The following is a 26,363-nucleotide window of genomic DNA, read 5'->3' on the forward strand; positions in this document are numbered from 1 at the left end:
AATTTAAAAATTAGGATCTAAAAGAAATAAAGGTTGGTCGTAATCAACAGGAGAGGCATCTTCCACTAGAATTTTAATAAGTTTTCCATCCACTTCAGATTCAATATCATTAAATAATTTCATTGCTTCTATCACACAAACTTTTGTTCCTATTTTTATTTGATCTCCTACTTTTACAAAAGGTTCTTGATCCGGATGAGGTTTTCTATAAAATGTTCCTATCATAGGAGATTTTATGGTTAAATATTGATTTTTATTTTTTTTTTCTTCTTTATAAAATCTATCATTAAAATCAGAAACAGAAAAAGAAGATGATGATGAAGGTATTTTTTTTTTGGGATGAGTTGGTTTCCATGAACGTTCTTGATTTTTTATCAAAGCTCTATTTTTCATGTAAATCTCAGTATTTTCTATTTTTATCCTTATTTCATCGATATTCGAATCCGAAATAAATTGAATCAGGGATTTTATTTTTTTTAAATCCATAATTAGGATTCTTTTTTATTTTTACTATATACAATTTTTCCTCTATAATAAAGTTTATTTTCATACCAATATGCATGATGGTATAAATGTTTTCGCTTTGTTAAAGCACATTTTGTTAATAAAGGCTCTTTTATTTTCAAATGACTTCTTCTTTTATTTTTTCTAGATTTAGATTGTCTTCTTTTAGGATGGGGCATAAATTATGATATTTAATAAATTACTAATTTAGAAATAAAATTAAATGTGTTAAATAATTTTTATATCTTTCATACATAAAAGAATAATAGAAATCATTTCTTATGTTTTATGAGTCAACTAACTAAACGTAATGAAAATTACTCAAAATGGTACAATGAAATTGTTGTTAAATCTGGTTTAGCAGAATTTTCCGGAGTACGTGGTTTTATGATTATTAAACCATATGGATATTCTTTATGGGATAGGATGAAAACAATATTAGATAAAATGTTAAAATTAACTGGACATCAGAATGTTTATTTTCCTTTATTGATTCCAAAATCAGCTTTTTCAAAAGAAAAAGAACATACTGAGATTTTTTCTGAAGGATGTGCAGTCGTTACACATTCTAGATTAAAAAAAAATCAAAATAAAGAAGAACTTATTGTTGATCCTGAATCTAAATTACAAGAAGAACTAGTCATTAGACCTACTTCAGAAAGTATAATATGGAAAACTTATAAACGGTGGATTCAATCTTATAGAGATTTACCTATTTTATTTAATCAATGGGGAAATGCAATAAGATGGGAAATGCGAACTCGTTTATTTCTTAGAACTACTGAATTTTTATGGCAAGAAGGACATACTGCACATTCTACAGAAAAAGAAGCTATAGAAGAAGCTATAAAAATATTGAATATCTATACAGATTTTTCCGAAAAGTTTATGGCTATTCCCGTATTACAAGGAATAAAACCATATATGGATAAATTTTATGGGTCAGAAAAGACATATTGTATCGAAGCGCTAATGCAAGACGGAAAAGCTTTGCAAATTGGAACTTCACATTTTTTAGGACAAAATTTTTCAAAAGCTTTTGATGTGAAATTTACCAATTTCAACGGGAAGAAAGAATATGTATGGTCAACTTCTTGGGGCGTATCTACCAGATTAATAGGGGGATTAATTATGTCACATTCTGATGATAAAGGATTAATTTTACCTCCAAAAATAGCTCCTATACAAATCGTAATTATTCCTATATATTGTGAAGAAAAATATGATTTTATCAATAAAATAGCAAAAAAAATTTTAAATATTCTAGAAAAAGAAGGAATACGAGTCAAATATGACGATAGAATTATATTAACTCCAGGATGGAAATTTCATGAATATGAAATGAAAGGGATTCCTATCCGAATCAGTATAGGAAAAAATGAAATACAAAATGAAAAAGTAGAAATTTTTAGAAGAGATACATATGAAAAAACATATGCACCTTGGATAAATTTAAAAAATTCAATACCAAAATTATTAGATAAAATACAAAATAACATTTATAAAAAAGCTTTGAAAAGAACTCAAGAATTAATCATTCAATCAGATTATTACAATGATTTTAAGAATCAAATAAATCGTTCAGGAGGATTCATATTTGCTCATTGGGATGGAACAAAAAATACAGGTAAAAAAATTCAAGAAGAAACAGAAGCAACCATCCGTTTTATTCCTCTCTTGAAAGAGAAAGAAAAAGGAAAATGTATTTATTCTGGAAACCCTTCTTTACAAAGAGTGGTTTTTTCTAAATCTTATTAAAAATTTTTTAATTTCCCTTTAAAACTATTTATAGATGAATAATTCTTTTTTTCTAAAATGAAAATTAATTCTTTTTTTAATCTTTCAAATACAGAAATTCCCTCTTTCATAAATTGTGTTCCAATCTGAACAGCAGAAGCTCCACATAATATGTGTTCAAAAATATCTTTTCCAGAAGAAATTCCTCCACATCCTATGATGGAGATATCTTTTCTAAGATAAGTATAAAACTTATGAATATTAGCTAATGCAAATGGCTTTATAATTGATCCACCTATCCCTCCAAATCCTTTTTTAGGTCGTATTACTACTGATTCTTTCATTGGATCAATGAAAAGACCATTAGGTAAACTATTAATACAAGTAACAAAAAAAATAGGAAATTGATTTAAAACTAAAGCCATATTCTTAATGTGTTCTTCCCGGAAATAAGGAGGAAGTTTAATTCCTAGAGGTTTTTTATTAAACTTAAATATGTTTTCTATGAAATTCGAAATTTGATAGAAATCATAACCTAACATTTTTTCTTTTTCAACAATATTTGGACAAGATAAGTTTAATTCTATAGCAGTAATTTTTGAAGATTCGTTTGCTTTTTTAACGAGAAAATAATTTTCTTCTTTAGATAACCCGGATATAGAAAGAAAAATAGGTTTATTTATTTTTTTTTTTTCTAAAAAACTTAGATAAAAATTAATACCAAGATTAGGTAATCCCATTGAATTTATGCTTCCTATATTCCATTCAAAATATCTAGGGATAACATTTCCTTTTCTTGGTTTATATGTACAACTTTTTGTAACGATTCCACCAGAAAAACTATTTAATAAATTGGATAGTTCTTGTTCTGTAGTACAAAGAACGCCTGAAGCGTTCATGATGCATAATGGAAGTTTGATTCCATTTATACTAGCAGTAGTATCTATTTTTTTCATAATCGTATCAATTGTAAGTAATAATATCCAAGTATAAAATTTTTAACTTTACCAAAACAGCTTTTTTATGGAAGAAAAAGAACAATTCTTTTTAGAAATTTACAATTTAGGAATCATAAAGTTTGGAAATTTTACACTGAAAAGTGGAATGAATTCTCCTATATATATAGATTTTCGTCCAATAGCTTCTAGACCTGATTTATTAATCAAATTATCAGATTTACTAATACGTGAAGTTACATCTTATGATTTTGAATTAATTTGTGGAGTTCCATACGCTGCTTTACCTATAGCTACTACTTTATCTTTAAGATCTAAAGTCCCGCTAATTATTAAAAGAAAAGAAAATAAAGGATATGGAACAGAACGAATGATTGAAGGAATATATAAAATAGGACAAAATTGTCTTATTATAGAAGATGTAATCACAAGCGGAGATAGTTTATTAAGAACTGTAATCGATCTTGAAAAAGAAGGATTAATCATTAAAAATATTATGTCTATTCTTGATAGAGAACAAGGAGGGATCGAAAATATAAAAAAAAGAGGATATAATATTCGAACTTTATTTAAAATAAGAGAAGTTTTCAAACTATTAAAAAAAAAACATTTTTTAAAGAAAAAAGAAATACATATGATTCAATTTTTTTTCAAAAAAAGAAATATAAAAAATATTCAAAATAAACGAATTTCTTATGAAGAGAAAAAAAATAAAATTTCTCATCCTATAGGAAAAAAACTTATTGATATTACGTTAAAAAAAAAAACAAACTTGATAGTTTCTGCTGACTTGATATACACTGAAAATATTTTAAAATTAGTCAATTCAATTGGAGATAGAATTTGTGGATTAAAACTTCATGTAGATATTATAAATGACTTTTCATATTCATTTATAAAATGTCTTAAAAATATTTCTATAGAAAAAAAATTCTTATTATTCGAAGATCGAAAATTATGTGATGTTGGTCCGACTAATTATCTTCAATTACATTACGGGATACATAAAATTTCTTCTTGGGCAGACATCATCACAACGCACGTAATTGCTGGTAGTATGAGTATACAAAACTTAAATATTCCTTCTAGTATGGGATTGATTACAATATCTGAAATGTCTTCTCACGGAAGATTATCGGATGATCATTACATAAGAAAAGCTCTGAATATTTCTTTGAAAAATCCAAAAGTTATTGGAACTGTAGCACAAAGAAAAGTGGATGATCGATTATTATTGTTTACGCCTGGAATTCATTTTTCTCAACAAAATAATGACGGAGGAAATAGGTACATTCATCCTGTCCAAGCTTTTGAAAAAAATGGAAGCGATTTTATTATTGTAGGTAAAGCGATTTACAAATCTATTAATCCAGAAATAGCGGCAGAAGAATATAGAGATGCAGGATGGAAAGCTTATGAAAATGGACTTTGAATAAGTCTATTTTATTTACATGAATGAGTTTTTTTAAAAAAATTGATGATACTGATTATAATTTTATTTAATTTGTATATATATAGTCGTCATATTAATTATTTCAATCATAAAAAATTATAAACGAGGTAAAAAATTATTTGAATAAATTTTGAGTATGGAATGGATCAATTCATTAATTAGTTGTTTTATGATACTTTTTAGCATTATAGATATATTAGGGAATGCTCCCATAATTATGGGGTTTAAATCAAAGGGGAACATTATAGATACTAAAAAAGTTATAATTACTTCTCTTGTAATATTTTTATCTTTTCTTTTTTTAGGACAACCTATGCTTAAAATCATTGGAGTTGATGTTCATTCTTTTTCTGTAGCTGGATCTGTAGTATTGTTTTTAATTGGGTTAGAAATGATATTAGGAATAGATCTTCATAAAGTTACGAAAAATGCTCAAACTTCTATTGTTCCAATAGCTTTTCCACTTATAGCTGGTCCCGGATCTTTAACTACTTTAATTTCATTAAGAGCAACTTATGACGTAAATATTATTCTTTTATCTCTTATTTTAAATATGATAGTTGTCTATTTTGTGATAGACAGATGTGATTTTATAGCCGAAAAAATAGGAAATAATGGTTTAGATATTTTAAAAAAAATATTTGGAATTGTTTTATTAGCTTTTGCAGTGAAAATTTTTGGAGCTAATGCGGGGCAATTGTTTCAACAATGATTTTATTGAAAATGTTTACAATAGATTCATTTATATCTTTAAATTTGGGTAAATAAAAAGCTTTATAAATAAAAATAATGTAACAATTTTTATTATTATTTATAATACTTTTATTCAAAATTGATTTATTTAGAAAAAAAGAAGCTTTTAACAAACGTTTTATTCTATTTCTATGAACTGATTTTTTAAAATTTTTTTTTTCACTAAAGTTCCAATTAGATTTAGTGACAAGTTTTTTCCAAAATTTGTTTCTTTTAACAAAAAGACAGATAAAACAGGATATACGAATAAATATTTTCCATTTTTTATTACTTTTTCAAAAATTTTTTTTTCTTTAAGATGCATTTTTAAGATTTATTCACAATCTAGCATAAACTCTTCTAACTTGGAAACCATTCCTGTAGGACCACAAACGAATGGAGTCCTTTGATGTAATTTAGTAGGTTCTATGTCTAGAATCCGTTTTTTTCCATCAGAAGCTTTTCCTCCAGCTTGTTCTGCTAAAAAAGCCATAGGATTACATTCATAAAGTAATCTCAATTTTCCTTCTGGAGAAGAAGCTGTTTTGGGATAAATGTATATTCCTCCTTGTATAAGGTTTCTGTGAAAATCTCCCACTAAAGATCCAATATATCTTGCTGTGTATGGACGATTGTCTTTTTTTTCTTGACAATATCTAATAAATTTTCTAATAGAATTAGAAAATTTAGCATAATTTCCTTCATTAATAGAATAAATTTTTTCTTTTTTAGGAAAATGAAGATTAGAGTGAGATAAGTAAAATGTTCCAACTGAAGGATCTAAAGTAAATCCATGGACTCCATCCCCAATACTATATACTAATATAGTAGAAGATCCATAAATAATATATCCAGCAAGAATTTGTTTATTTCCTTTTTGCAAAAAATCTTCTATTGTTAAATTCATTTGAATAGGAGTTTTTCTCATATACACAGAAAATATAGTACCAATAGATACATTCACATCTATATTAGATGAACCGTCAAGTGGATCTATTAAAACAATATATTGATTTTGAAAAATATTTTCATGTTTCCCTTTTATTACTATAAAATTTTTACTTTCTTCAGAAGCTATTCCACAAACAACATTTCTACTTTTAAAAGATTCAATAAAAGCTCGATGAGCAAAATCATCCAATTTTTGTTGATTTTCTCCTTGAATATTAGTAATACCAGAACTTCCTATAATTTCTTCTGTTAATCCTGCTTTATTAACTTCTTTATGAATCGCTTTAGAAGCCAATTTTATAGAGCTAAATAATCGTAATAATGCTTCTGTAGAATATGAAAAACGATCTCTATTTTTTATAATAAACTCTCCTAATGTATACATGTTTCTTTAAAAGAAAAGACTTTCTTTATATAAAGATCAGATTTTTTTAAAAAAATTTTATAATTATGTTTCAATTTTTGTAAAATTTATGATGAATAATTTTAAAAAAGTTACTATGAATTTTATATATTTCTGTTAATTTTATTGCTTAATGAAAATTATACAAATATCATTAATATTGTTATGGCGTACATGGTTTTTTCTTATCAATATATTTTTGATTCCTTTATGGGCAGGAGCTTCTATTCCATTTCTTTTTAAAGAAAGACATTATCCCATTGCATATTGGTTTCATCAAATGTGGGCCAGAAGTAATCTTTTTCTCATGGGATTTTGGTATGTGTTGGAAAAAGACCAAGAAATATTAGATAAAAATCAACAATACGTAATTATTAGTAATCACAGTTCGATTATGGATATTATGTTAATTTACTCTTTAATGAGAAATCATCCTTTAGTTTTTGTGGGAAAGGCAGAATTAGCTAAACTTCCTTTTTTTGGATTTGTTTATAAAAAAAGTAATATTCTTATTGAGAGAAAAAATTTATCAAGTTGTATACAAGTATTTAAGAAAATAAAAGATAAAGTAGATTCTGGAAAAAGTGTTTGTATTTTTCCAGAAGGGGGGGTTCCTAAACCTTATATTTTATTGGACGATTTTAAGAGTGGAGCTTTTTTTATCGCTATTTTAAAAAAAATCCCTATTATTCCTTTTACCATAGCTGATGTAAAAACAAAATTTCCTAGTTCTTCTATTGTAAAAGGAAGGCCTGGGAAAATAAGAATTAAACAACATCGTTCCATATCAACAAAAAATTTATCCCTAAAAGATAAGGATAATTTGAAAAAAAAATGTTTCAATTTAATAAAATATCAATTAGAAAAATTTGAACGTGAAAAATAAAATAGTTAATTACATGAATCATTCGTGAACAAAAAAATTCATATTTATACTGACGGTTCTTCAAAAGGAAATCCTGGTCCAGGAGGATATGGAATTTTTATAGAAATGTTTTTTGGTCATTTTTATAATAGAAAAATAATTTCAGAAGGATTTCGTTATACAACTAATAATAGAATGGAACTATTATCAGTCATAGTAGGATTAGAAAAAATAGAAAATAAAAAGCAAAATATTATTGTTTTTACTGATTCTAAATATATAGTTAATACGGTACAAAATAAATGGATTTATAAATGGAAAAAAAATAACTTTCATAATAAAAAAAATGTAGATTTATGGAAAAGATTCCTATCCTTATTTTGTAAGCATTTTGTTATATTTTATTGGATTAAAAGTCACAATCATCATTATATCAATGATTATTGCGATCAATTATCTGTAGAAGCTTCCAAAAGAAAAAATTTAAAAATAGATCACGTGTATGAAAAACAGATATAAATATTATCTAGTATAATTTCTTTGTCTAATAATTTCATATATGATGATAGACATTGCATTACTAACATTTAATGAATCTATATTTCCAAACATAGGAATATTTATAATTTTGTTAGCTTTTTTTAACCAAATATTAGAAACTCCTTTATTTTCAGAACCAAAAACAATAGCTATTTTATTAAAATGAGAAAATTGAGTTTGGTATAGATTCATTACTTTTTTATGTTGATGAAATCCTGTTGTTATAATTTTTATTTTATTTTTTTGTAACCAATTCATAATTGATTCTATTTTTTCCATAAAAATCTTTCTTGTAAAAAGACTACCTAAACTACATCTGATAATGTTAGAATTATATATATAAGTTTTCATATTACATAGTATAATGATATGAATATTTGCAGCATCAGCTATTCTTAACATAGCTCCTATATTCCCAGGTTTTTCTATTCCATCTAATATAAGTATTAAAGAAGAATTATTATTATCAATTTTTATGTTTTTCAATTGATTCATATATTTTTTTTCTTGAAATAAAGCAATAATTCCACCCGAATTATCTCTATACGTTAATTTTTTAAAAATTTTTATATTAATAAAAAAGGTTATAGAATAAAATGATTGAATCATATTATATTTATGGAATATTTTTTCGCATATAAATATTCTTTTTGGTATAAAATTTCCCTTTATAGCCATTTCAAATTCTTTGATTCCTTCAACAAGGAAAATATTCATAGAATTTTTTTTTTGAGAAATTTTTATCAAATCTTTAATTTTTGTATTTTGAATATTATATGTTTTTTTCATATTTATTTTCTATTTCTACCTAAAAAATGATTTATAAAATTTATAAAAAATACCATGATATGATATATATGAATATGGCTATCGAACGTTCAAAATTATCTTTTTGCAAAAAAAAAAAGTAGGCGCTGTTATAGTTAAAAATAATAAAATCATATCTGATGGATATAACCATACTCCAGATGGATTTGATGATATATGTGAAGATCACAATGGAAATACAAAATGGTATGTTATACATGCAGAAGCAAATGCCATATCAAAAATGGCTTCTTCTTCTTTATCCTGTGAAGGAGCTTCCATATATATTACTCATTTTCCATGTAAAGAATGTTGTAAATTAATTTATTTTTCTAATATAAAAAGAGTTATTTATTTACAACATGCAATAAAAAATGAAGAATTATCTTTTTTGAGAAAACTAAAAATAGGAATAGACAAACTATAAATTTTATGAAAACCCAGGTGGCGAAATAGGTATACGCGCTGGACTCAAAATCCAGTGATTTTACATCATGCGGGTTCGAATCCCGCCCTGGGTATTTTTATTCAGAATAAAAAATATCTCTGAGAAAGAGGTAAAACATCAGAAGGATGAGAAATTATTTTTTCTCCATTTATATAAACATTGTAGGTTTTGGGGTCCACTTCTAAATTGGGAATTTCTCCATTTAAGATCATATTTTTTTTGGATAAAGTGCGACATCCTTTTACTATTTTTATTTGTTTTTTAATTTCATTTTTTTCTAAAAAACCATTATTGATTGCATTTATTGATACAAAAACACTGCTTAATTTTGGTTCAAAATATCCAAACATTTTTCGATACATAAATGGTTGAGGAGTAGGTATGGTCGCATTAGGATCTCCCATGCTAGCATAGACAATCATTCCACTTTTTATAACTAACTCAGGTTTTACTCCAAAAAAAGAAGGTTTCCATAGGACCAAATCTGCCATTTTTCCAATTTGAATAGATCCTACATATTCAGAAATACCATGTGTAATAGAAGGATTTATAGTATATTTTGAAATATATCTTCTTACTCTAAAATTATCATTTTTTGTATGATCTTCATTTAAAAATCCTCTTTCTTTTTTCATTTTATCAGCGGTTTGCCATGTCCGTTTTACTATCTCCCCTATTCTTCCCATAGCTTGAGAATCAGAACTAGTCATACTAATAGCTCCCATATCATGTAAAACTCCTTCTGCACTAATAGTTTCAGATCTTATACGTGATTTAGCAAAAGCTATATCTTCTGGTAAATTAGAATCCAAATGATGACAAATCATTAACATATCTAAATGTTCATCTATCGTATTACAAGTATAAGGCATGGTAGGACTTGTTGATGAAGGTAAAATATTAGAATATGATATTACTTTCAGTAAATCAGGAGCATGCCCCCCTCCAGCTCCTTCTGTATGATAAGTATGAATTGTTCTATTTTTGAATGTTTTTAAAGTATCTTCTACATAACCAGATTCATTCAGTGAATCTGTATGTATATTAACTTGTACATCTAATTTTTCTGCTACGTGTAAACATTGGTCGATGACATGTAAAGTACTCCCCCAATCTTCATGTATTTTTAATCCACCTGCACCAGCTTTTATTTGTTCAATTAAAGCTTCGGGACGAGAGCTATTTCCACTTGCAAGAAAAATAAAATTAATGGGAATATGATCTGTACTTTTCAACATTCTTTGAATGTTCCATACACCTGAAGTACAATTTGTAGCTATAGTTCCAGTAGCTGGACCTGATCCTCCTCCAATAATCGTCGTCGTTCCACTTTCTAATGCGACTTCAAATAATTGAGGACATATATAATGAACGTGACTATCTACACTTCCAGCGGTTACTATAATATTTTCTGAAGAAATGACTTCTGTTCCTGCTCCAATATACATATTAGGAGTAACTCCGTCCATAAAATATGGATTTCCAGCTTTTCCTATTCCAACAATAATTCCATTTTTAATTCCTATATCTGCTTTAATAATTCCCCAATGATCTATAATAATAGCATTAGTTAATACTAAATCTAAAACTCCTTCATCTCTTGTAGCAAATGGATGCTGTCCCATTCCGTCTCTAATAACTTTTCCTCCTCCGAAAACACATTCATCTCCATAAATAGTGTAATCTTTCTCTATTTCAATCCATAAAGATGTATCCCCTAAACGAATTTTATCTCCTTTAGTAGGACCATACATACTTGCATAAGATTTTCTATCTATTTTTTTCATATCGTTGTATTTTCTTTTCCTGAAAATCCATAAATTTTTTTACTTCCTCCAATTTCTACTAACATAACTTCTTTTGTTTCTCCTGGTTCAAAACGAACAGATCTTCCAGAAGGAATATCAAGTCTATATCCTTTAGTACCTTCTCTATCAAAAAGAAGAGCAGAATTTGTTTCATAAAAATGAAAATGAGATCCTATTTGAATAGGACGAGTTCCTGTATTAGATACTATTCTTTCTATACGAGATCGTCCAGGTAATAATACTATATCTTCTTTTAAAAGATCATATTGTCCTGGAATGAGATTAGAATTTTTTTTTCTATTTTTTTTTATAGGATGATGTATAGTTACCAATTTTGTTCCATCAGGAAAAGTGGCTTCTACTTGAACATTATTCAATAATTCATACACTCCATCCATAACTTGTTCATCGTTCAGAATATTTCCTGCTTCATACATGAGATCTTTTACTGTTTTTCCATCACGAGCTCCCTCCATTACATAATGAGTAATTAAAGCTAAAGATTCAGGATAATTTAATTTCAGTCCTCTTTTTAAACGTTTTTTTGCCAATTCTCCAGCCATGTGCAGAAGAATTTTTTCCTTTTCATAAGAAGTTAAATGCATATACTTTCTTTAATTTGATTCATAAACATAATATTCGTTGCAAAAAACAACACTCAACAGTTAATTAATTATATGGGTTTAAAGTTATGAAATATTATAATAATGAAAGATAAATAGGAATCGTTGCCTCCCCCTCTTATTTCATCCATTTAAGTCTTTTTTCGTAATCAATTTCACAATAAAAATAAGAGATATCTATATATGATATGAAAAAAAACTTCAATACCAAAAAGAATAAAATAAAAAAGGACGTCTCCATAAATTATCATTATTTTTGTTAACATCTTTAGTAATGGGAAAATTGTTTTAAAAAAATTAAAAAATGCAAGTTTTAAAATTTGGAGGTAGTTCCGTAGCTCATTCTGATGCTATAAAACGTATTTGTTCTTTATTAGAAAAAAAACCGAAAGGAAGATATGCTATTGTTGTCTCTGCATTAGGAAATATTACGGATCAGTTAATACAATGTGGTCAATTAGCTTCTGAAAGAAAAAATATTTATAAAAATATATTAGAAGAAATCGAAATTCGACATCTTAATATTATAAGAGAATTGTTTCCTATAACCTATCAAAGTCATCTAATCAGTTGGATTAAAAAAAATCTAAATGATTTAGAAAGTTTATGCGATGGAATTTTTCAAGTAGAAGAACTTTCAAAACGTTCTCTAGATAAAATCATGAGTTTTGGAGAATTGAGTTCTTCTTTTCTAATTTCAGAAAAATTAAAACAGTCTGGATTAGATGCTATTTGTAAAGACAGTAGAGATTTAATTATTACCGATTCTCAATTTGGATGCGCACAAGTAGATTTTATCACAAGTAATCACCATATTATTCAGTATTTTCGTGAAAAAACATCAGAATATGTTGTTTTACCAGGGTTTATAGGTTCTACGTTAGAAAACGAAACGACAACTCTTGGAAGAGGAGGTTCTGATTATACAGCAGCGATTCTGGCTGCTGCTATATCTGCTAGTTTACTCGAAATATGGACGGATGTAAGTGGAATGATGACAGCAAATCCAAAAATCGTGAATCAAGCTTTTCCTATCAAAGAAATTTCTTATGAGGAAGCAATGGAATTATCACATTTTGGAGCGAAAGTTATTTATCCTCCAACTATTCAACCTGCTATGAAAAAACATATTCCTATACAAATTAAAAATACTTTTTCTCCTTTAGATCCAGGAACTTTGATTTATATTAACAAAAATACAAACATTAGTCAGCCTGTTACCGGAATCTCTGGAATTCAGAATATGGCATTACTAACATTGGAAGGAAGTGGAATGGTTGGAATTCCTGGATATTCTAAACGTTTATTCGAAGCATTATCACGTGAAAAAATAAATGTAATATTTATAACTCAAAGTTCTTCAGAGCATTCAATTACTACAGGAATTCATGAAACGGATGTCATAAAAGCAAAAGCTGTAATAGATAGCGAATTCGCTCAAGAAATACATCAAAGACGTATTGATCCATTAAGAATAGAAAATGATCTTTGCATCATTGCTGTGGTAGGAGATAATATGAAAAATCTTCATGGAACCAGTGGAAAAATGTTTTCTTCTTTAGGCAGAAATAGTATTAATGTTAGAGCTATAGCGCAAGGTTCTACTGAAAAAAATATATCAGCTGTTATTAGGAAAACCGATTTTAAAAAGGCATTAAATACTTTACATGAAGCTTTTTTTGAAAGTCCCCCAAAACAAATTAATCTTTTCATTTGTGGAGTAGGAAAAGTAGGAAGCAAATTACTTGAACAGATAGATCAACAACAAAATTACTTATTAGAAGAATTAAAACTTCAAGTTCGAGTAATAGGATTAGCTAACAGCAAAAAGATGCATTTTAATGATCATGGAATCAATTTAAATAATTGGGAAAAATATCTGAACCAAAAAGGGATTAAAATGAATATATATTCTTTTATGGAAGAAGTCTGGAGATTCAATCTAAGGAATAGTTTATTTGTTGACAATACAGCTAGTGAAGAAATGGCTATGACTTATGATAAATTTTTAAAAAATGGAATAGGTGTTATTACTTGTAATAAAATAGCCTGTTCTTCAGATTATGATCATTATAAAAGATTAAAAACACTTTCTAGACATTTTAAAGCTCCATTTTTATTTGAAACTAATGTGGGAGCTAGTCTTCCTGTTATTAGTACACTAAATGATTTGATTAATAGTGGAGATAAAATAAACAAAATAGAAGCCGTATTATCAGGAAGTTTAAATTTTATATTTAATCATTTTATAGAGAGAACATCTTTTTTAGAAGTGGTAAAAGAAGCTCAATTAAAAGGATATACGGAACCTGATCCTAGAATCGATTTAAGTGGATTAGATGTTATGCGAAAAATACTAATTTTAGCAAGAGAATGCGGTTCTCCATTAGAACTAAGTGATATTCATCAAAAATCTTTTCTTCCAAAAACCTGTTCTAATTCTACTTCTATAGATAATTTTTATCAAGAGTTGAATGAATATAAGGATTATTTTTTTAAAATTAGGAGTGAAGCTGAAGAAGATAAAAAACGTTTACGTTTTATTGCTCGTTATGAAAATGGAGTAGCTTCTGTTGGATTAGAATCTGTTTCGCAGATTCATCCATTTTTTCAATTAGAAGGAAAAGATAACATGGTTTTATATAATACATATCGTTACGCTGAACAACCTCTTATCATAAAAGGAGCAGGTGCTGGAGCAGAAGTTACTGCATCTGGAGTTTTTTCAGATATTATAAAAGCTACTAAATAAAAGTCATGAAGGGAGTTAAAATATTTTCACCTGCTACTGTAGCTAATTTAGCTTGTGGGTTTGATGTTATTGGATTAGCTTTAGATTTTCCTAAAGATGAAATTTTTTTATACAAATCCAATAATCCAGGAATACGTATTAATCGAATACATGGATCATCATTACCTAACGATCCAAGAAAAAATGTAGCTTTTGTTGCTTTACAATTTTTGTTAAAAAAATATCAAAAAAGACAAAAATTTGATAACGAAAAAGAAATAGGATTTGAAATTGAGTTAATTAAAAATATTCATCCTGGAAGTGGAATCGGATCTAGTGCTGCAAGTGCAGCTGGTATTGTTTATGGAGCTAATATTCTGTTAGGAAATCCTTTTAACACTATACAATTAATACGTTTTGCTATGGAAGGAGAACGTGTAGCAAGCGGAACAGCTCATGCTGATAATGTCGCTCCTGCTATTATGGGAGGAGTCACATTAGTTAGAAGTTATAAACCATTGGATATTACAAAACTTCATGTTCCTAATGAATTATGGGTTAGTATTATACATCCACAAATTGAAGTAAAAACATCAGATGCTAGAGAAATTTTAAAACAAAAAATATTAATGACAGATGCGATTAGACAGTGGGGGAATATAGGGGCATTAGTAGCGGGGTTATATCAAGAAAATTATGAATTGATAAGTAGATCTTTAGAAGATGTAATTGTTGAACCTATACGAGCTATGCTAATTCCAGCTTTTTATGAATTAAAAATAAAATGTAAAGAAATAGGAGCTTTAGGAGGAGGAATTTCTGGTTCAGGCCCTTCTGTTTTTATGCTTAGCAGAGGAAATCATACGGCAAAAAAAGTTACTGAAATCATGAATCAAGTATATTCTCCGCTAAAAGTAGATTATAAAACTTATACTTCTCCTATCAATCAAAAAGGAGTTAAGTGGATGAAAATATTGTAAAATAAATAAAAATTCAAAAATATGTTATATTATAGTTTGAAAAATTGTAAAAACTTAGTTTCATTTGAAGATGCTGTTTTAACTGGATTATCACCTGATGGAGGATTATATATGCCTAAATGTATTCCTAAATTAGAATCTAAATTTATTCGTCAACTTCCAATATATGATATCAATACGATTGCCATGTCTGTGATAAAACCTTATATTGGAAAATATATACCAGAAAAATTTATTGAGAACATTATTTATGATACTTTAAATTTTTCTTTTCCATTGAAAAAAATACATGATAATATTTATGTATTAGAGCTTTTTCATGGACCAACTTTAGCTTTTAAAGATGTGGGAGCCAAATTTATGGCAGGATGTTTAAGTTTTTTTTCTCATAAATTAGAAAAAAATGTAACAGTTTTAGTGGCCACTTCAGGAGATACTGGAGGCGCTGTGGCTAAAGGATTTCATAAAAAACCCGGAATAGAAGTTATTATTTTGTATCCATATAATGGAATCAGTTCTTTACAAGAAAAACAAATTACTTCACTGGGAGATAATATATTCGCTTTAGAAATACATGGAAGTTTTGACGATTGTCAGAATATGGTTAAAAAAGCTTTTTTAAACAAGGAAGTGAATAAAAAATATACATTAACTTCCGCTAATTCTATCAATGTAGGAAGATGGCTCCCTCAAATGTTTTATTATTTTTTAGCTTACAGACAAATTATCGTAGAAAATCCAATAGAATTAATTTGTTCGGTTCCTAGTGGAAATTTTGGAAATATTTGTGCAGGAATGATAGCTGAGAAAATGGGTTTACCTATAAAATTTTTTATTGCATCTACAAATATTAATGATACTATTCCTAGATTTTTAATATCTAAAAAATACCACCCTTTTCCGGTAAAAAAAACTATATCAAATGCTATGGATATATCTGACCCCAGTAATTTTTCTAGGATATGGCATTTATATAAAAAAAATATATTTCAATTAAGAAAAAAATTATATTCTTATAAATTTACGGATGAAGAAACTTTAGAAAGTATAGAAATAATATGGAAAAAATATAAATACATGCTAGATCCACATGGAGCTATTGGTTATTTAGGACTTAGACAATATCTACAAGAAGTGAATAATACTTCAGAGCCAGCTATTTTTTTAGAGACAGCTCATCCTATTAAATTTTTAGATCACATGCCACTTTTTTTACAAAAACAGATTGTTCCTCCTCAGGAAATAAAAATTTTTTTGAATACGAAACAAAGCACAAACCAAAAAATATCTTTATCCAATAATTTTAATGTTTTTAAAGATTGGTTGTTAGAAAGAAAATAAAATAAATTTTTAAACGGCTACATCTCCTTTAATATGAGGAAAAGGATTATAGTTTTTCAACTCAAAATCTTCAAATCGAAATTGGAAAATATTTTTTACAGAAGAATTTAGAATGATTTTAGGAAGCCTCCTTGGTGTTCTTTTCATTTGTAATTTTACTTGTTGAATATGATTATTATAGATATGAGCATCTCCTATAGTATGAATAAATTCTTTTTCTTTTAAATGAAGGACATGAGCTAACATAGTGAGTAACAATGCATAAGAAGTAATATTGAATGGTAGACCAATAAAAATATCTGCACTTCTTTGATATAAAAGTAACGATAATTTTTTTTTATGTACATAAAATTGGAATAATAAATGACAAGGAGGTAATGCCATATTTTGAATCATTCCCACATTCCAAGAAGAAACTATTAAACGTCTAGAATTAGGATTTAATTTGATTTCTTCTATAAGATTAACTATTTGATCAATAAAATGTCCATTATATGTTGGCCATTTTCTCCATTGAAATCCATATATAGGACCTAATTCTCCATTTTTATCCGCCCACTTGTTCCAAATATGAACTTGATTGTCTATTAAAAATCGAATATTTGTATCTCCTTTTAAAAACCATAATAGTTCATAAATTATAGATCGTATATTCAATTTTTTAGTGGTTAAAATGGGAAAACCTTTTTCTAAGTTAAATCTCATTTGATATCCAAATAGGCTTATTGTCCCTACGCCAGTACGATCTTTCTTTTTAATTCCCTTTTTTAACACATTTTTTAATAAATTTAAATATTGTTTCATAAATCTCAGTATTTCTTTTTTAATTTAAAGAGTATTTTTGCATAAAAAAATATAACTATGAATCAAAACGTTCTCTTCTTTTCGACAAGAAGTGGGTTAAAATTGTCAAAAAATATAGCTTTTTTTTACGGAAAATTTCTTGGTAAAGTCCGATTTTTAGAATTTAGTGATGGAGAATATACTCCTTGTTTTGAACAATCTGTTCGTGGATCTCAAGTATTTTTGATTGGTTCTACTTTTCCTCCAGTAGATAATTTAATGGAATTATTATTAATGAGCGATGCCGCTCGTAGAGCTTCAGCTTATAATATTACACTTGTAATTCCATATTTTGGATGGGCAAGACAAGATCATAAAGATCAACCTAGAACTCCCATTGCTGCAAAACTTATAGCAAATTTAATAGTGGCTTCAGGAGCAACTAGAGTCATGACTATGGATTTACATGCAGATCAAATTCAAGGATTTTTTGATATTCCAGTGGATCATTTGTATGCATCTAGAATATTTATTGATTATATTAAAAAATTAAACATAGATCAATTAACCATAGCTTCTCCAGATATGGGAGGAGCCAAAAGAGCCAGAAGCTATGCAGGTTATTTAGGTACAGATGTTGTAATCTGTTATAAAGAAAGAAAAAAAGCAAATGAAATAGAATTCATGAATCTCATAGGAAATGTAAAAGAAAAAAATATTATACTTATAGATGATATGGTAGATACGGCTGGTACTTTAACAGAAGCTGCTAATTTAATAAGAAAACAAGGAGCTAAAAGTGTACGCGCTATAGCTACCCATCCTGTTTTATCAGGGAATTCATATGAAAAAATACATCAATCTGCGATTGAAGAATTAGTGATTACAGATACGATTCCTATTAATCATATGAAACCAAATGATAAAATTAAAGTTTTGTCTTGCGCTCCACTTTTTGCGGAAGTTATGCAATCCGTACATAAAGACGAGTCTATCAGTAATAAATTCATAATATGAAATATATAAATATATACGGTTATAAAAGAGATATTGGAAAAAAAGTAGTTCGTTCTATTCGACTCTCTGGAAAAATACCATGTATTTTGTATGGAAAAAATATAAATATTCCGTTTTCTACTTCATTAGAAAGTTTAAGAAAAATAGTATATACTGCAGAAGTCTATGGTGTTATTCTTAAAATAGAGGGATATAATCAAAGTATAAATGCAATTCGAAAGGAAATACAATTTGATCCTGTTAATGAAAAAATATTACATGCAGATTTTTACAAAATTGATAAATTCAAACCTATTATATTAGAAATTCCTATCAAATCTTTTGGTAGATCCATTGGAGTCGCAAAAGGAGGAGAATATTATTCTTCTATTAGAAAATTAAAAGTAAAAGCAGATCCATATAATATGCCTGAATACGTTAAATTAGATATTAATTCTTTAGATATCGGAGATAGAATAACAGTAAAAGATCTACATAATGATCAATATACTATATTACATCCTTCCCATACACTGATAGCAAGTGTAAAAAATTCTCGTACGACTATTAAAGAAGTTCAAGAAGAAAATCAAGAAGGAAAAGAAGATAAAAAAGTAAAAAAATAAAATGAATAATGTCTTTAGATTTTTATTTTATGAAAATAGCTTTAAAAGAAGCTTTTATTGCTTTTCATAAAAATGAAATACCTATAGGGGCTGCAATTACATATAAAAATATGGTTATAGCAAAAGCTCATAATTTAACTGAAACTTTATGTAATATTACTGCACATGCAGAAATGTTAGTGATTAACTTAGCTTCTAATTATTTTAAAAAAAAATACATAAAAAAATGTACTTTATATGTTACCTTAGAACCATGTGTTATGTGTGCTGGAGCTTTATTTTGGGCTCAAATAGGAAGAGTCGTTTGTGGAGCTTCTAATCCATCAAAAAGAGGATTTATGTATTCTGGAGCTAAATTACATCCTAAAACAGAATTTGTATCTGGAATTATGAAAAAACAGTGTAAAGCTCTTATACAAGAATTCTTTTTTTATAAAAGAATCTCTAAATTTAAAAAATCTAGATAAATACTTTTTTTTTCTTACTTATTTTCATTTTAAAAATAATTGGTAAAGTTGTAATCAATACAATTAATAAAATAATCCATTCAAGATGATTTTTTAATTCCGGAAAATTCTTATCTAAATAATGTCCAGCTAACATGATAGAAAAAGTCCAAGCAAGAGCTCCAATAATATTATATATCATAAACTTTTTGAAATCTATGCGAATAGCTCCTGCTACGATAGGGGCAAAAGAACGAAACATGGGTAAAAAACGACTCATGATAAGAGCAGTTGTTTTATATTTATTATAAAATAACTTTGCCAAAAGTAAGTGTTTTTTTTTAAAAAAGAAGGAATCCTTTTTTTTGTATAACAATTCTCCAGATTTGTATCCTAACCAGTATCCTTGCATATTACCAAGAATAGCCACAACTGCTACAATTAAAATGATCACAAAAAAAGGTACATTATAAAAATTTTTGCATAAATCTTCTCCAAAAATTCCAGCAGTAAATAATAAAGAATCTCCAGGTAAGAAAAAACCGATAAAGAATCCTGTTTCCGCAAAAACAATAGCTAAAATAATGAATAAAGCTGTATTTCCGAAATATAAAAATATCCATCTAGGATTAAACAAGTGTTGAAAAAAATCCCAAATATCTGACATTTTACAAATATGATTTGAAAGTCAAAGTTAAATATTTCCATTTTTCTAAAAAATAAAAATATTTATTTTCATATTTTCATATAAAAAAAACTTAAAATATCATGGAATGGTTATTTAAATTTATTAATATTTTAGGATGGATTCCTAATATAATTTTTTTCATTGTAGGTTTTATTTTTATCATTTTTTGGTTGTTTCAAATATTTTATTTCATTGATTAATAAAAAATTGGTTAATTTTGTTTATAGAAAGATAAACTCATAAAAATGAAAAAAAGGGGGGAATTCATACACTTTAATGAAGAAGGTTATGATATACTTAAAAATTATCTACTTTATAAAATAGATTCCATAAAAAATATATTTATTCTAGTGGATGATGTCACCTACACACATTGTCTTCCCATTCTTTTTAAGAAAATAGATTTTTTAAAAAAATCTAATATTATTAAAATCAAATCAGGTGAAAAAGAAAAAAATATTTATACGTGTATTCAAATATGTAAAAATTTAGAAAAATTTAAAGCGACCAGAAAAAGTTTAATCCTAAATTTAGGAGGAGGAGTTATAACAGATATTGGAGGATTTGTCGCTTCTATATTCAAACGAGGGATTCGTTTTATTAATATTCCTACCACTTTATTAGGAATGGTTGATGCTGCTATAGGATACAAAACAGGAGTGAATTTAGATTCTATAAAAAATGAAATAGGATCTTTTTATATACCAGAATTTTTAATCATTGATACTCATTTTTTAAAAACACTTCCGAATAAAGAAATTCTTTCTGGAATGGCAGAAATGTTAAAACATGGGTTGATAGCTGATTCAAATTTTTGGAAAAAAATGAATCAAATACAAACAGATACTATTTTTAAAAATGAAAATGAATGTAGAAACTTAATTCATCAATCTATATTAATTAAACAAAAAATTGTAAATCAAGATCCTAAAGAAAAAGGATTAAGAAAAATTCTTAATTTTGGACACACTATTGGACATGCTTTAGAAAGTTATTTTATGGATGTGAACAAAATTTTGCATGGAATTGCTGTAACTATGGGTATGATTTATGAATCATGGATTTCTTGTAAAATTAATGATTTATCTATATATGATTATAAAGAAATTAAATCTACTCTTTCTACATTATGTCCAAATCCAATACAAGATAAAATTTCTGATTTAGAAATTAATAAATTATTGTTGATCATGGAACATGATAAAAAAAATGAAAAAAATAAAATTCAATTTTCTTTATTAAAAAAAATAGGAAAATGTTCATATAATTGTCAAGTTCCGTCTTCCTTAATTAAGGAAAGTTTTTTGAACTAAATGTTTTAATTCATTAAAAATATTTTCAAAAAAAATGAATGAAAATGAAAAAGAAAAATTGATTCCTATTAACATTGAAGATGAGATGAAATCATCTTACATAGATTATTCTATGTCTGTTATTGTATCCAGAGCTCTTCCTGATGCAAGGGATGGATTAAAACCTGTACATAGAAGAGTTCTTTATGGGATGTATCAATTAGGAATTATTTCGAACAGTTCTTATAAAAAATCTGCTCGTATTGTTGGAGAAGTATTGGGAAAATATCATCCACATGGAGATATTTCTGTTTATGATACTATGGTTCGTATGACTCAAAAATGGACATTACGTTATCCATTAATAGATGGGCAAGGAAATTTTGGATCTCTGGATGCAGATCCTCCAGCAGCTATGCGTTATACAGAAGTAAGGATGAAAAAGATATCTGAAGAAATGTTATTGGATATTAAAAAAGAAACAGTAGATATGCAATTCAATTTTGATGATTCTTTGGAAGAACCAACTGTTTTACCCACACGAATTCCCAATCTTTTAATTAATGGATCTTCTGGGATCGCAGTAGGAATGGCTACTAATATACCTCCTCATAATTTAAAAGAAACTGTAAATGCTATTTGTGCTTATATAGATGATAACGATTTATCTATCGAACAAATCATGAAATATATTAAAGCTCCTGATTTTCCTACAGGGGGGATCATTTACGGATATGATGGAGTTAAAAATGCTTTTCATACAGGAAAAGGACGTATTGTTTTACGTGCAAAAGTTCATTTAGAAGAAATTCATGGAAGACAATGTATCATAGTAGATGAAATTCCTTATCAAGTCAATAAAGCTGACATGATCACTCGAACTGTCGGATTAATGAAAGAAGGAAAAATGGAAGGTATTTATCAAATTCGTGACGAGTCTGATAGAAATGGATTACGTATCGTATACATTTTAAAACAAAATACAAACCCTAATATATTATTAAACAAATTATTTCAATATACTTCTTTACAAACTTATTTTAATGTAAATAACATAGCATTAGTTAATGGAAAACCTGTTCAATTAAACATAAAAAATTTTATTCAACATTTCGTTGATCATAGACATAACGTTATTATTCGTCGTACTGAATACGATTTAAAAAAATGTCAAAATCGTGTTCATATTTTGTTAGGTTTCTTGAAGATATTAGACCATTTAGATCTCATGATTCAATTAATCCAAGGATCTCAAAATCATCATGAAGCTTGTGATAGATTGATTCAAAAATTTAAAATATCAAAAAATCAATCTACATCCATTTTAGATATGAAATTACAAAGTCTTACATCTTTAGAAATTAATAAACTTAAAAAAGAATATAACGAACTTATTAAAAAAATAGAGTTTTTTAAAAGAGTTTTAGAAGAACATTCTACAAGAACTAAAATTATTAAAGAAGAACTTATAGATATCAAAAAAAAATACCAAGATATACGTCGTACACAAATTGATTATTCAGGAAATAAAGTAAATATCGAAGATCTAATTGAAAATGAGCAGGTAGTTCTTACTATATCCCATGCTGGTTATATTAAAAGAACATCCTTATCAGAATACAAACGTCAAGGAAGAGGAGGAGTGGGAAACAGAGGGGCTACTGCTAGAGAATCAGATTTTTTCAAACATTTACTTGTAGCGACTAATCATCAATATCTACTTTTTTTTACAGAAAAAGGAAAATGTTTTTGGTTAAGAGTATATGAAGTACCAGAAGGATCTAAAATTTCTAAAGGGAGAGCAATACAAAACATTATTCATCTTCAGCAAGATGATAAAGTCAATGCTTATATATTAACTGGAGATCTTACTAATAAAAAATATGTAAAAGATTATTATGTTATGATGATTACGAAAAAAGGTATTATTAAAAAAACATCTTTAGAAAATTATTCTCGTCCTAGAAAATATGGAATTAATGCTATTGTTGTTCGTAAAGGGGATTCTTTAATAGAAGCTATCCTTACTAAAGGAGATAGTCATGTTTTTATTGCTGTAAAAAGTGGAAGAATTATTCGTTTTTCAGAAAAAAAAATTCGTTCAACTGGAAGAACTTCTTCTGGAGTTATAGGAATTAATATAAATCATAAAGATATGGTCATTGGAATGATATGTGTAGATATAGAAGAAAAAGGACATTTGTTAGTAGTTTCTGAAAAAGGATTTGGAAAAAGATCTCATATAAAAGATTATCGTATTACTAATCGTGGTGGAAAAGGAATTAAAACAATAAATATAACTCAAAAAACAGGAAATTTAATTTCCATAAAATACGTAACGGGTCAAGATGATTTGATGATTATTAAAAAATCAGGAATTATTATACGTATTCCTATCTCAGATATAAGGGTTATGGGAAGAACAACTCAAGGAGTTAGATTGATTAATCTAAAAGAAAACGATGCTATAGCTGACGTAGCAAAGGTTTATAAACCTATTATGGGTTTTCATTAAAATCTCGTAATATGTTAATACATTCTGCTATATAAAAATCTTTCTCCAGATTTTTTTTCCATTTTTTTTGTGCTTCTGATTCTTTTGTTTGCAAAAGAATTTGGGAATAAGGAGAAAAAGCTCGCAACCCATATATATTTAAATAATTTCTTAACTTTTTAAAAGTTTCATTTCTTTTTTTCATTTTTAAATGATCGTAATAAAATTCTTCCCAATTTAAAGAAAATTGTTTTTTTCTTGAAAATTTTTTTTCTAATGATTGTATTGTTTTATAAATAGTGATGAAATCCTTATTTTTTTCCAAACGTTTTATACTTTTATATTTAATATTTTCTAAATTATTATAATAATAATGAAGAGAAGGAATGGGTTCTGTATAATCCCATTTCATAGAATTAGTTTGATTTTTTTCCATATATTTTAAAAATACACTTGTCATATTACTTGGAATGACTATATCGGAATTTACTCCCTTTAATTGAGTGGAACTTCCATTCACACGATAAAATTTATTTATGGTAAATTTTAAGGCCCCTAGTTCTTCATTAAAAATGAAAAATCTATTTAATGGATAAATAGTTTGCACTGTTCCTTTTCCATATGTTTGAGAACTTCCCACAATAATCCCTCTTTTATAATCAGCTATAGCAGCAGCAAGAATTTCAGAAGCCGAAGCAGATAACTCATTTACAAGAACGACAAGGGGACCTGTCCATAGAATTTTATTTTCATGACTTTTGAGTATTTTTTTTTTGTCTGGCTTACCTATTTGCACGATAGGAACTTTTCCTAAAAAGAAACCAGCAATTTCTATTACCGTGTCTAAAGATCCTCCTCCGTTGTTTCTGATGTCTATTAGAATTCCTTTTATATTTTCTTTTTTTAATTCTTGAATGATTTTTTTTATATCTTTAGCTGCATTTCTCCCATTTTTATTTTTAGGATTAAAATAAAATTCTGGTAAACATATCAAACCATATTTATTTTTATTTTTATCCAATATTATAACGCTTTTTGCAAAAATTTCTTTTTTTTCAATTATATCTCTTGTAAGAATCACTTCTTCTAGGGATCCATTTTTCTTTTGAAGAGTTAGTTTAACTTTAGTACCTTTTTTTCCTCTTATTAAACGAATAGAATTTTCTAATAACATCCCTACAATATTTGTTGATTCCGAATTAAGGTTTTTAGAAACTCGTATAATTTTATCTCCTATTTCTATTTTTTTATTTTTCCACGCAGGACCGCCAACAATGAGTTTAACAACTGTGGGATATCCTTTATCATCTTGTAATTCTACACCAATCCCTTCTGTTTGTCCAGATATATTTAAATCAAAAATTTCTTTTTCCTTAGGAGAAAAATAATTAGTATGAGGATCATATTGAGAAGTTATAGTATTAACATATATAGAAAACCAGTCGGATTCTTTTTTTATTTTTAATTTTCGAAAATATTCTTTAATATATTCTTCTACTTTTTTTCTTGATTTTTTTTCATTGTTAAAAAATGCATTTTTCCAAATGATCTTTTGGTTTGTATTTGTTTTGGAAGAACTAACGATCTCTAGTAAAGTCAGATATTTTAAGTATTTTCTCCATTTTTCTATCCATTCTTTTTTATTTTTGGAATAAGAAAGTTCTTCTCCAACAAGGAGATACATTTCTTTTTTATTAAAATTAAAAGATGTTTTTAATATTTGAAAACATATAGATTCCACTTCTTTCACTCTTTTAAAAAAACATTTCATAATAATATTAAAAAAAGTAGGATCTCCATGAATCCAAAAATCATCTATTTTTTCTTTATATAAAGAAAAATCTTCTATATCTTTTTGTATAAAAAAACGTTTTTGACTATCTAATTTTTCAAAAAATTTATGATATACTTTTTGTGAAAAATCATTATCTATAGAAATAGGATTTGGATGTAAAAAATAAAGTGTTTTATATATCGTTTTGAGTACTATACGGTGTTTTTCCTGTTCTCCTAATGGAGAACAAAAACTTAATGAAAAAAAGAGAAAAAAACCAATTATTATGTACTTAATCTCATTCAATTTTTTTATTTTAATATTCACAATTATATATTGATTGATTGAAAAATATTAACAAAATTATATATAAATAGCTATATAA

25 protein-coding genes, 1 tRNA gene and 1 pseudogene are annotated in these 26,363 nt (G+C 26.9%); 15 read left to right on the forward strand and 12 right to left on the reverse strand.

Going from position 1 to position 26,363, the window contains the following annotated elements:
- Window positions 1–3: 3 nt before the first annotated feature.
- Together accB and rpmF are read right to left on the reverse strand one after the other, a co-directional pair.
- Complete coding sequence (accB, locus tag H0H74_RS00625; RefSeq protein ID WP_185849334.1) at window positions 4–486, reverse strand: acetyl-CoA carboxylase biotin carboxyl carrier protein; 483 nt, start codon at window positions 484–486, stop codon at window positions 4–6.
- A gap of 2 nt (window positions 487–488) precedes the next feature.
- Window positions 489–683 carry a 50S ribosomal protein L32 gene (rpmF, locus tag H0H74_RS00630; RefSeq protein WP_185849335.1) on the reverse strand — a complete coding sequence of 65 codons (195 nt, stop codon included), beginning with the start codon at window positions 681–683 and terminating at the stop codon, window positions 489–491.
- 109 nt (window positions 684–792) lie between these two features.
- On the opposite strand from rpmF, the gene proS reads away from it, so the two are divergent.
- Entirely contained in the window at window positions 793–2,262 is a 1,470-nt protein-coding gene (proS, locus tag H0H74_RS00635; RefSeq protein WP_185849336.1) for a proline--tRNA ligase, read from the forward strand.
- Here proS and H0H74_RS00640 read toward each other — a convergent pair.
- The gene (locus tag H0H74_RS00640) at window positions 2,259–3,197 is read right to left on the reverse strand and encodes a dihydroorotate oxidase (protein ID WP_185849337.1); all 939 of its coding nucleotides are present in this window, start codon (window positions 3,195–3,197) and stop codon (window positions 2,259–2,261) included. The genes proS and H0H74_RS00640 overlap by 4 nt on opposite strands.
- A 67-nt stretch (window positions 3,198–3,264) precedes the next feature.
- Between H0H74_RS00640 and pyrF the strand changes: the two genes are divergently transcribed.
- Window positions 3,265–4,629, forward strand: coding sequence for an orotidine-5'-phosphate decarboxylase (gene pyrF / locus H0H74_RS00645; protein WP_185849338.1), 1,365 nt, complete (start codon window positions 3,265–3,267; stop codon window positions 4,627–4,629).
- A 157-nt stretch (window positions 4,630–4,786) separates the two neighbouring features.
- Complete coding sequence (locus H0H74_RS00650; RefSeq protein ID WP_185849490.1) at window positions 4,787–5,362, forward strand: MarC family protein; 576 nt, start codon at window positions 4,787–4,789, stop codon at window positions 5,360–5,362.
- Here the strand turns inward: H0H74_RS00650 and H0H74_RS03115 are convergent.
- Genes H0H74_RS03115 through fbp form a run of 3 tightly spaced genes read right to left on the reverse strand, consistent with a single transcriptional unit; the run spans window position 5,334 to window position 6,718 of the window.
- Window positions 5,334–5,516: a hypothetical protein gene (locus H0H74_RS03115; RefSeq protein WP_238784101.1), complete on the reverse strand. Its 183-nt coding sequence runs from the start codon at window positions 5,514–5,516 to the stop codon at window positions 5,334–5,336. The genes H0H74_RS00650 and H0H74_RS03115 overlap by 29 nt on opposite strands.
- A 5-nt stretch (window positions 5,517–5,521) precedes the next feature.
- A complete protein-coding gene (locus H0H74_RS03120) occupies window positions 5,522–5,707 on the reverse strand; it encodes a hypothetical protein (RefSeq protein ID WP_238784102.1) in 186 nt (61 codons plus the stop codon).
- A 9-nt stretch (window positions 5,708–5,716) separates the two neighbouring features.
- On the reverse strand, window positions 5,717–6,718 hold the full coding sequence (gene fbp / locus H0H74_RS00660) for a class 1 fructose-bisphosphatase (RefSeq protein ID WP_185849339.1): 1,002 nt from the start codon (window positions 6,716–6,718) through the stop codon (window positions 5,717–5,719).
- A 151-nt stretch (window positions 6,719–6,869) separates the two neighbouring features.
- On the opposite strand from fbp, the gene H0H74_RS00665 reads away from it, so the two are divergent.
- Window positions 6,870–7,622 (forward strand): lysophospholipid acyltransferase family protein, encoded by a 753-nt coding sequence (locus H0H74_RS00665; protein WP_185849340.1) that lies wholly within the window; start codon window positions 6,870–6,872, stop codon window positions 7,620–7,622.
- A 24-nt stretch (window positions 7,623–7,646) separates the two neighbouring features.
- Window positions 7,647–8,120, forward strand: a complete 474-nt coding sequence (locus tag H0H74_RS00670; protein WP_185849341.1) for a ribonuclease HI — start codon at window positions 7,647–7,649, stop codon at window positions 8,118–8,120.
- Between the two features lie 3 nt (window positions 8,121–8,123).
- On the opposite strand, the gene H0H74_RS00675 is transcribed toward H0H74_RS00670, so the two are convergent.
- A complete protein-coding gene (locus H0H74_RS00675; RefSeq protein WP_185849342.1) occupies window positions 8,124–8,930 on the reverse strand; it encodes an RNA methyltransferase in 807 nt (268 codons plus the stop codon).
- 26 nt (window positions 8,931–8,956) lie between these two features.
- On the opposite strand from H0H74_RS00675, the pseudogene H0H74_RS00680 reads away from it, so the two are divergent.
- Window positions 8,957–9,375, forward strand: a pseudogene (locus H0H74_RS00680) (deoxycytidylate deaminase).
- A gap of 11 nt (window positions 9,376–9,386) precedes the next feature.
- Window positions 9,387–9,469 (forward strand) — tRNA-Leu (locus tag H0H74_RS00685).
- Window positions 9,470–9,476: 7 nt separating this feature from the next.
- Here the strand turns inward: H0H74_RS00685 and ureC are convergent.
- Together ureC and H0H74_RS00695 are read right to left on the reverse strand one after the other, a co-directional pair.
- Window positions 9,477–11,183, reverse strand: a complete 1,707-nt coding sequence (gene ureC / locus H0H74_RS00690) for an urease subunit alpha (protein WP_185849343.1) — start codon at window positions 11,181–11,183, stop codon at window positions 9,477–9,479.
- Window positions 11,180–11,809 carry an urease subunit gamma gene (locus tag H0H74_RS00695; protein ID WP_185849344.1) on the reverse strand — a complete coding sequence of 210 codons (630 nt, stop codon included), beginning with the start codon at window positions 11,807–11,809 and terminating at the stop codon, window positions 11,180–11,182. The genes ureC and H0H74_RS00695 overlap by 4 nt, the downstream gene beginning before the upstream one ends.
- Before the next feature lie 322 nt (window positions 11,810–12,131).
- Between H0H74_RS00695 and thrA the strand changes: the two genes are divergently transcribed.
- The 3 genes from thrA to thrC are packed head-to-tail and all read left to right on the forward strand — an operon-like array spanning window position 12,132 to window position 16,879.
- On the forward strand, window positions 12,132–14,579 hold the full coding sequence (gene thrA / locus H0H74_RS00700; RefSeq protein ID WP_185849345.1) for a bifunctional aspartate kinase/homoserine dehydrogenase I: 2,448 nt from the start codon (window positions 12,132–12,134) through the stop codon (window positions 14,577–14,579).
- 5 nt (window positions 14,580–14,584) lie between these two features.
- Window positions 14,585–15,538, forward strand: a complete 954-nt coding sequence (locus tag H0H74_RS00705) for a homoserine kinase (RefSeq protein ID WP_185849346.1) — start codon at window positions 14,585–14,587, stop codon at window positions 15,536–15,538.
- 21 nt (window positions 15,539–15,559) lie between these two features.
- Window positions 15,560–16,879: a threonine synthase gene (thrC, locus tag H0H74_RS00710; RefSeq protein WP_185849347.1), complete on the forward strand. Its 1,320-nt coding sequence runs from the start codon at window positions 15,560–15,562 to the stop codon at window positions 16,877–16,879.
- Window positions 16,880–16,888: 9 nt separating this feature from the next.
- Here the strand turns inward: thrC and H0H74_RS00715 are convergent, their stop codons facing one another.
- On the reverse strand, window positions 16,889–17,683 hold the full coding sequence (locus H0H74_RS00715) for a thymidylate synthase (RefSeq protein WP_185849348.1): 795 nt from the start codon (window positions 17,681–17,683) through the stop codon (window positions 16,889–16,891).
- A gap of 57 nt (window positions 17,684–17,740) precedes the next feature.
- Here H0H74_RS00715 and H0H74_RS00720 point away from each other — a divergent pair, with 57 nt between their 5' ends.
- From H0H74_RS00720 to H0H74_RS00730, 3 genes are read left to right on the forward strand one after another with little or no spacing between them, the layout of a single operon-like run.
- Entirely contained in the window at window positions 17,741–18,679 is a 939-nt protein-coding gene (locus H0H74_RS00720; protein ID WP_185849349.1) for a ribose-phosphate diphosphokinase, read from the forward strand.
- On the forward strand, window positions 18,676–19,284 hold the full coding sequence (locus H0H74_RS00725) for a 50S ribosomal protein L25 (RefSeq protein ID WP_185849350.1): 609 nt from the start codon (window positions 18,676–18,678) through the stop codon (window positions 19,282–19,284). The genes H0H74_RS00720 and H0H74_RS00725 overlap by 4 nt, the downstream gene beginning before the upstream one ends.
- 29 nt (window positions 19,285–19,313) lie before the next feature.
- Window positions 19,314–19,751, forward strand: coding sequence for a nucleoside deaminase (locus tag H0H74_RS00730; RefSeq protein ID WP_238784112.1), 438 nt, complete (start codon window positions 19,314–19,316; stop codon window positions 19,749–19,751).
- Here H0H74_RS00730 and H0H74_RS00735 read toward each other — a convergent pair.
- Window positions 19,744–20,397, reverse strand: a complete 654-nt coding sequence (locus tag H0H74_RS00735) for a DedA family protein (RefSeq protein ID WP_185849352.1) — start codon at window positions 20,395–20,397, stop codon at window positions 19,744–19,746. The two genes, H0H74_RS00730 and H0H74_RS00735, sit on opposite strands and share 8 nt — an antisense overlap.
- A 266-nt stretch (window positions 20,398–20,663) precedes the next feature.
- Between H0H74_RS00735 and aroB the strand changes: the two genes are divergently transcribed.
- Window positions 20,664–21,731, forward strand: a complete 1,068-nt coding sequence (aroB, locus tag H0H74_RS00740) for a 3-dehydroquinate synthase (protein WP_185849353.1) — start codon at window positions 20,664–20,666, stop codon at window positions 21,729–21,731.
- A gap of 34 nt (window positions 21,732–21,765) precedes the next feature.
- Window positions 21,766–24,225, forward strand: a complete 2,460-nt coding sequence (gene gyrA, locus H0H74_RS00745) for a DNA gyrase subunit A (RefSeq protein ID WP_185849354.1) — start codon at window positions 21,766–21,768, stop codon at window positions 24,223–24,225.
- Here gyrA and H0H74_RS00750 read toward each other — a convergent pair.
- Entirely contained in the window at window positions 24,209–26,305 is a 2,097-nt protein-coding gene (locus H0H74_RS00750) for a carboxy terminal-processing peptidase (protein WP_185849355.1), read from the reverse strand. The two genes, gyrA and H0H74_RS00750, sit on opposite strands and share 17 nt — an antisense overlap.
- Between the last annotated feature and the right edge of the window lie 58 nt (window positions 26,306–26,363).

Origin of the sequence: Blattabacterium cuenoti (genome assembly GCF_014251315.1) — a bacterium.
GTDB classification, from domain to species: Bacteria; Bacteroidota; Bacteroidia; order Flavobacteriales; family Blattabacteriaceae; genus Blattabacterium; species Blattabacterium cuenoti_AJ.

Bases quoted from the DNA above. Each gene is read 5' to 3' on its own strand.
- H0H74_RS00735 (WP_185849352.1), bottom strand. From the start codon at position 20,397: ATGTCAGATATTTGGGATTTTTTTCAACACTTGTTTAATCCTAGATGG.
- H0H74_RS00730 (WP_238784112.1), top strand. From the start codon at position 19,314: ATGAAAATAGCTTTAAAAGAAGCTTTTATTGCTTTTCATAAAAATGAA.
- H0H74_RS00640 (WP_185849337.1), bottom strand. From the start codon at position 3,197: ATGAAAAAAATAGATACTACTGCTAGTATAAATGGAATCAAACTTCCA.
- H0H74_RS00715 (WP_185849348.1), bottom strand. From the start codon at position 17,683: ATGAAACAATATTTAAATTTATTAAAAAATGTGTTAAAAAAGGGAATT.
- H0H74_RS00665 (WP_185849340.1), top strand. From the start codon at position 6,870: ATGAAAATTATACAAATATCATTAATATTGTTATGGCGTACATGGTTT.
- fbp (WP_185849339.1), bottom strand. From the start codon at position 6,718: ATGTATACATTAGGAGAGTTTATTATAAAAAATAGAGATCGTTTTTCA.
- rpmF (WP_185849335.1), bottom strand. From the start codon at position 683: ATGCCCCATCCTAAAAGAAGACAATCTAAATCTAGAAAAAATAAAAGA.
- H0H74_RS00705 (WP_185849346.1), top strand. From the start codon at position 14,585: ATGAAGGGAGTTAAAATATTTTCACCTGCTACTGTAGCTAATTTAGCT.
- H0H74_RS00650 (WP_185849490.1), top strand. From the start codon at position 4,787: ATGGAATGGATCAATTCATTAATTAGTTGTTTTATGATACTTTTTAGC.
- gyrA (WP_185849354.1), top strand. From the start codon at position 21,766: ATGAATGAAAATGAAAAAGAAAAATTGATTCCTATTAACATTGAAGAT.
- aroB (WP_185849353.1), top strand. From the start codon at position 20,664: ATGAAAAAAAGGGGGGAATTCATACACTTTAATGAAGAAGGTTATGAT.
- H0H74_RS03120 (WP_238784102.1), bottom strand. From the start codon at position 5,707: ATGCATCTTAAAGAAAAAAAAATTTTTGAAAAAGTAATAAAAAATGGA.
- H0H74_RS00720 (WP_185849349.1), top strand. From the start codon at position 17,741: ATGAATCAAAACGTTCTCTTCTTTTCGACAAGAAGTGGGTTAAAATTG.
- H0H74_RS00725 (WP_185849350.1), top strand. From the start codon at position 18,676: ATGAAATATATAAATATATACGGTTATAAAAGAGATATTGGAAAAAAA.
- accB (WP_185849334.1), bottom strand. From the start codon at position 486: ATGGATTTAAAAAAAATAAAATCCCTGATTCAATTTATTTCGGATTCG.
- H0H74_RS00695 (WP_185849344.1), bottom strand. From the start codon at position 11,809: ATGCATTTAACTTCTTATGAAAAGGAAAAAATTCTTCTGCACATGGCT.
- proS (WP_185849336.1), top strand. From the start codon at position 793: ATGAGTCAACTAACTAAACGTAATGAAAATTACTCAAAATGGTACAAT.
- H0H74_RS00675 (WP_185849342.1), bottom strand. From the start codon at position 8,930: ATGAAAAAAACATATAATATTCAAAATACAAAAATTAAAGATTTGATA.
- thrA (WP_185849345.1), top strand. From the start codon at position 12,132: ATGCAAGTTTTAAAATTTGGAGGTAGTTCCGTAGCTCATTCTGATGCT.
- thrC (WP_185849347.1), top strand. From the start codon at position 15,560: ATGTTATATTATAGTTTGAAAAATTGTAAAAACTTAGTTTCATTTGAA.
- pyrF (WP_185849338.1), top strand. From the start codon at position 3,265: ATGGAAGAAAAAGAACAATTCTTTTTAGAAATTTACAATTTAGGAATC.
- ureC (WP_185849343.1), bottom strand. From the start codon at position 11,183: ATGAAAAAAATAGATAGAAAATCTTATGCAAGTATGTATGGTCCTACT.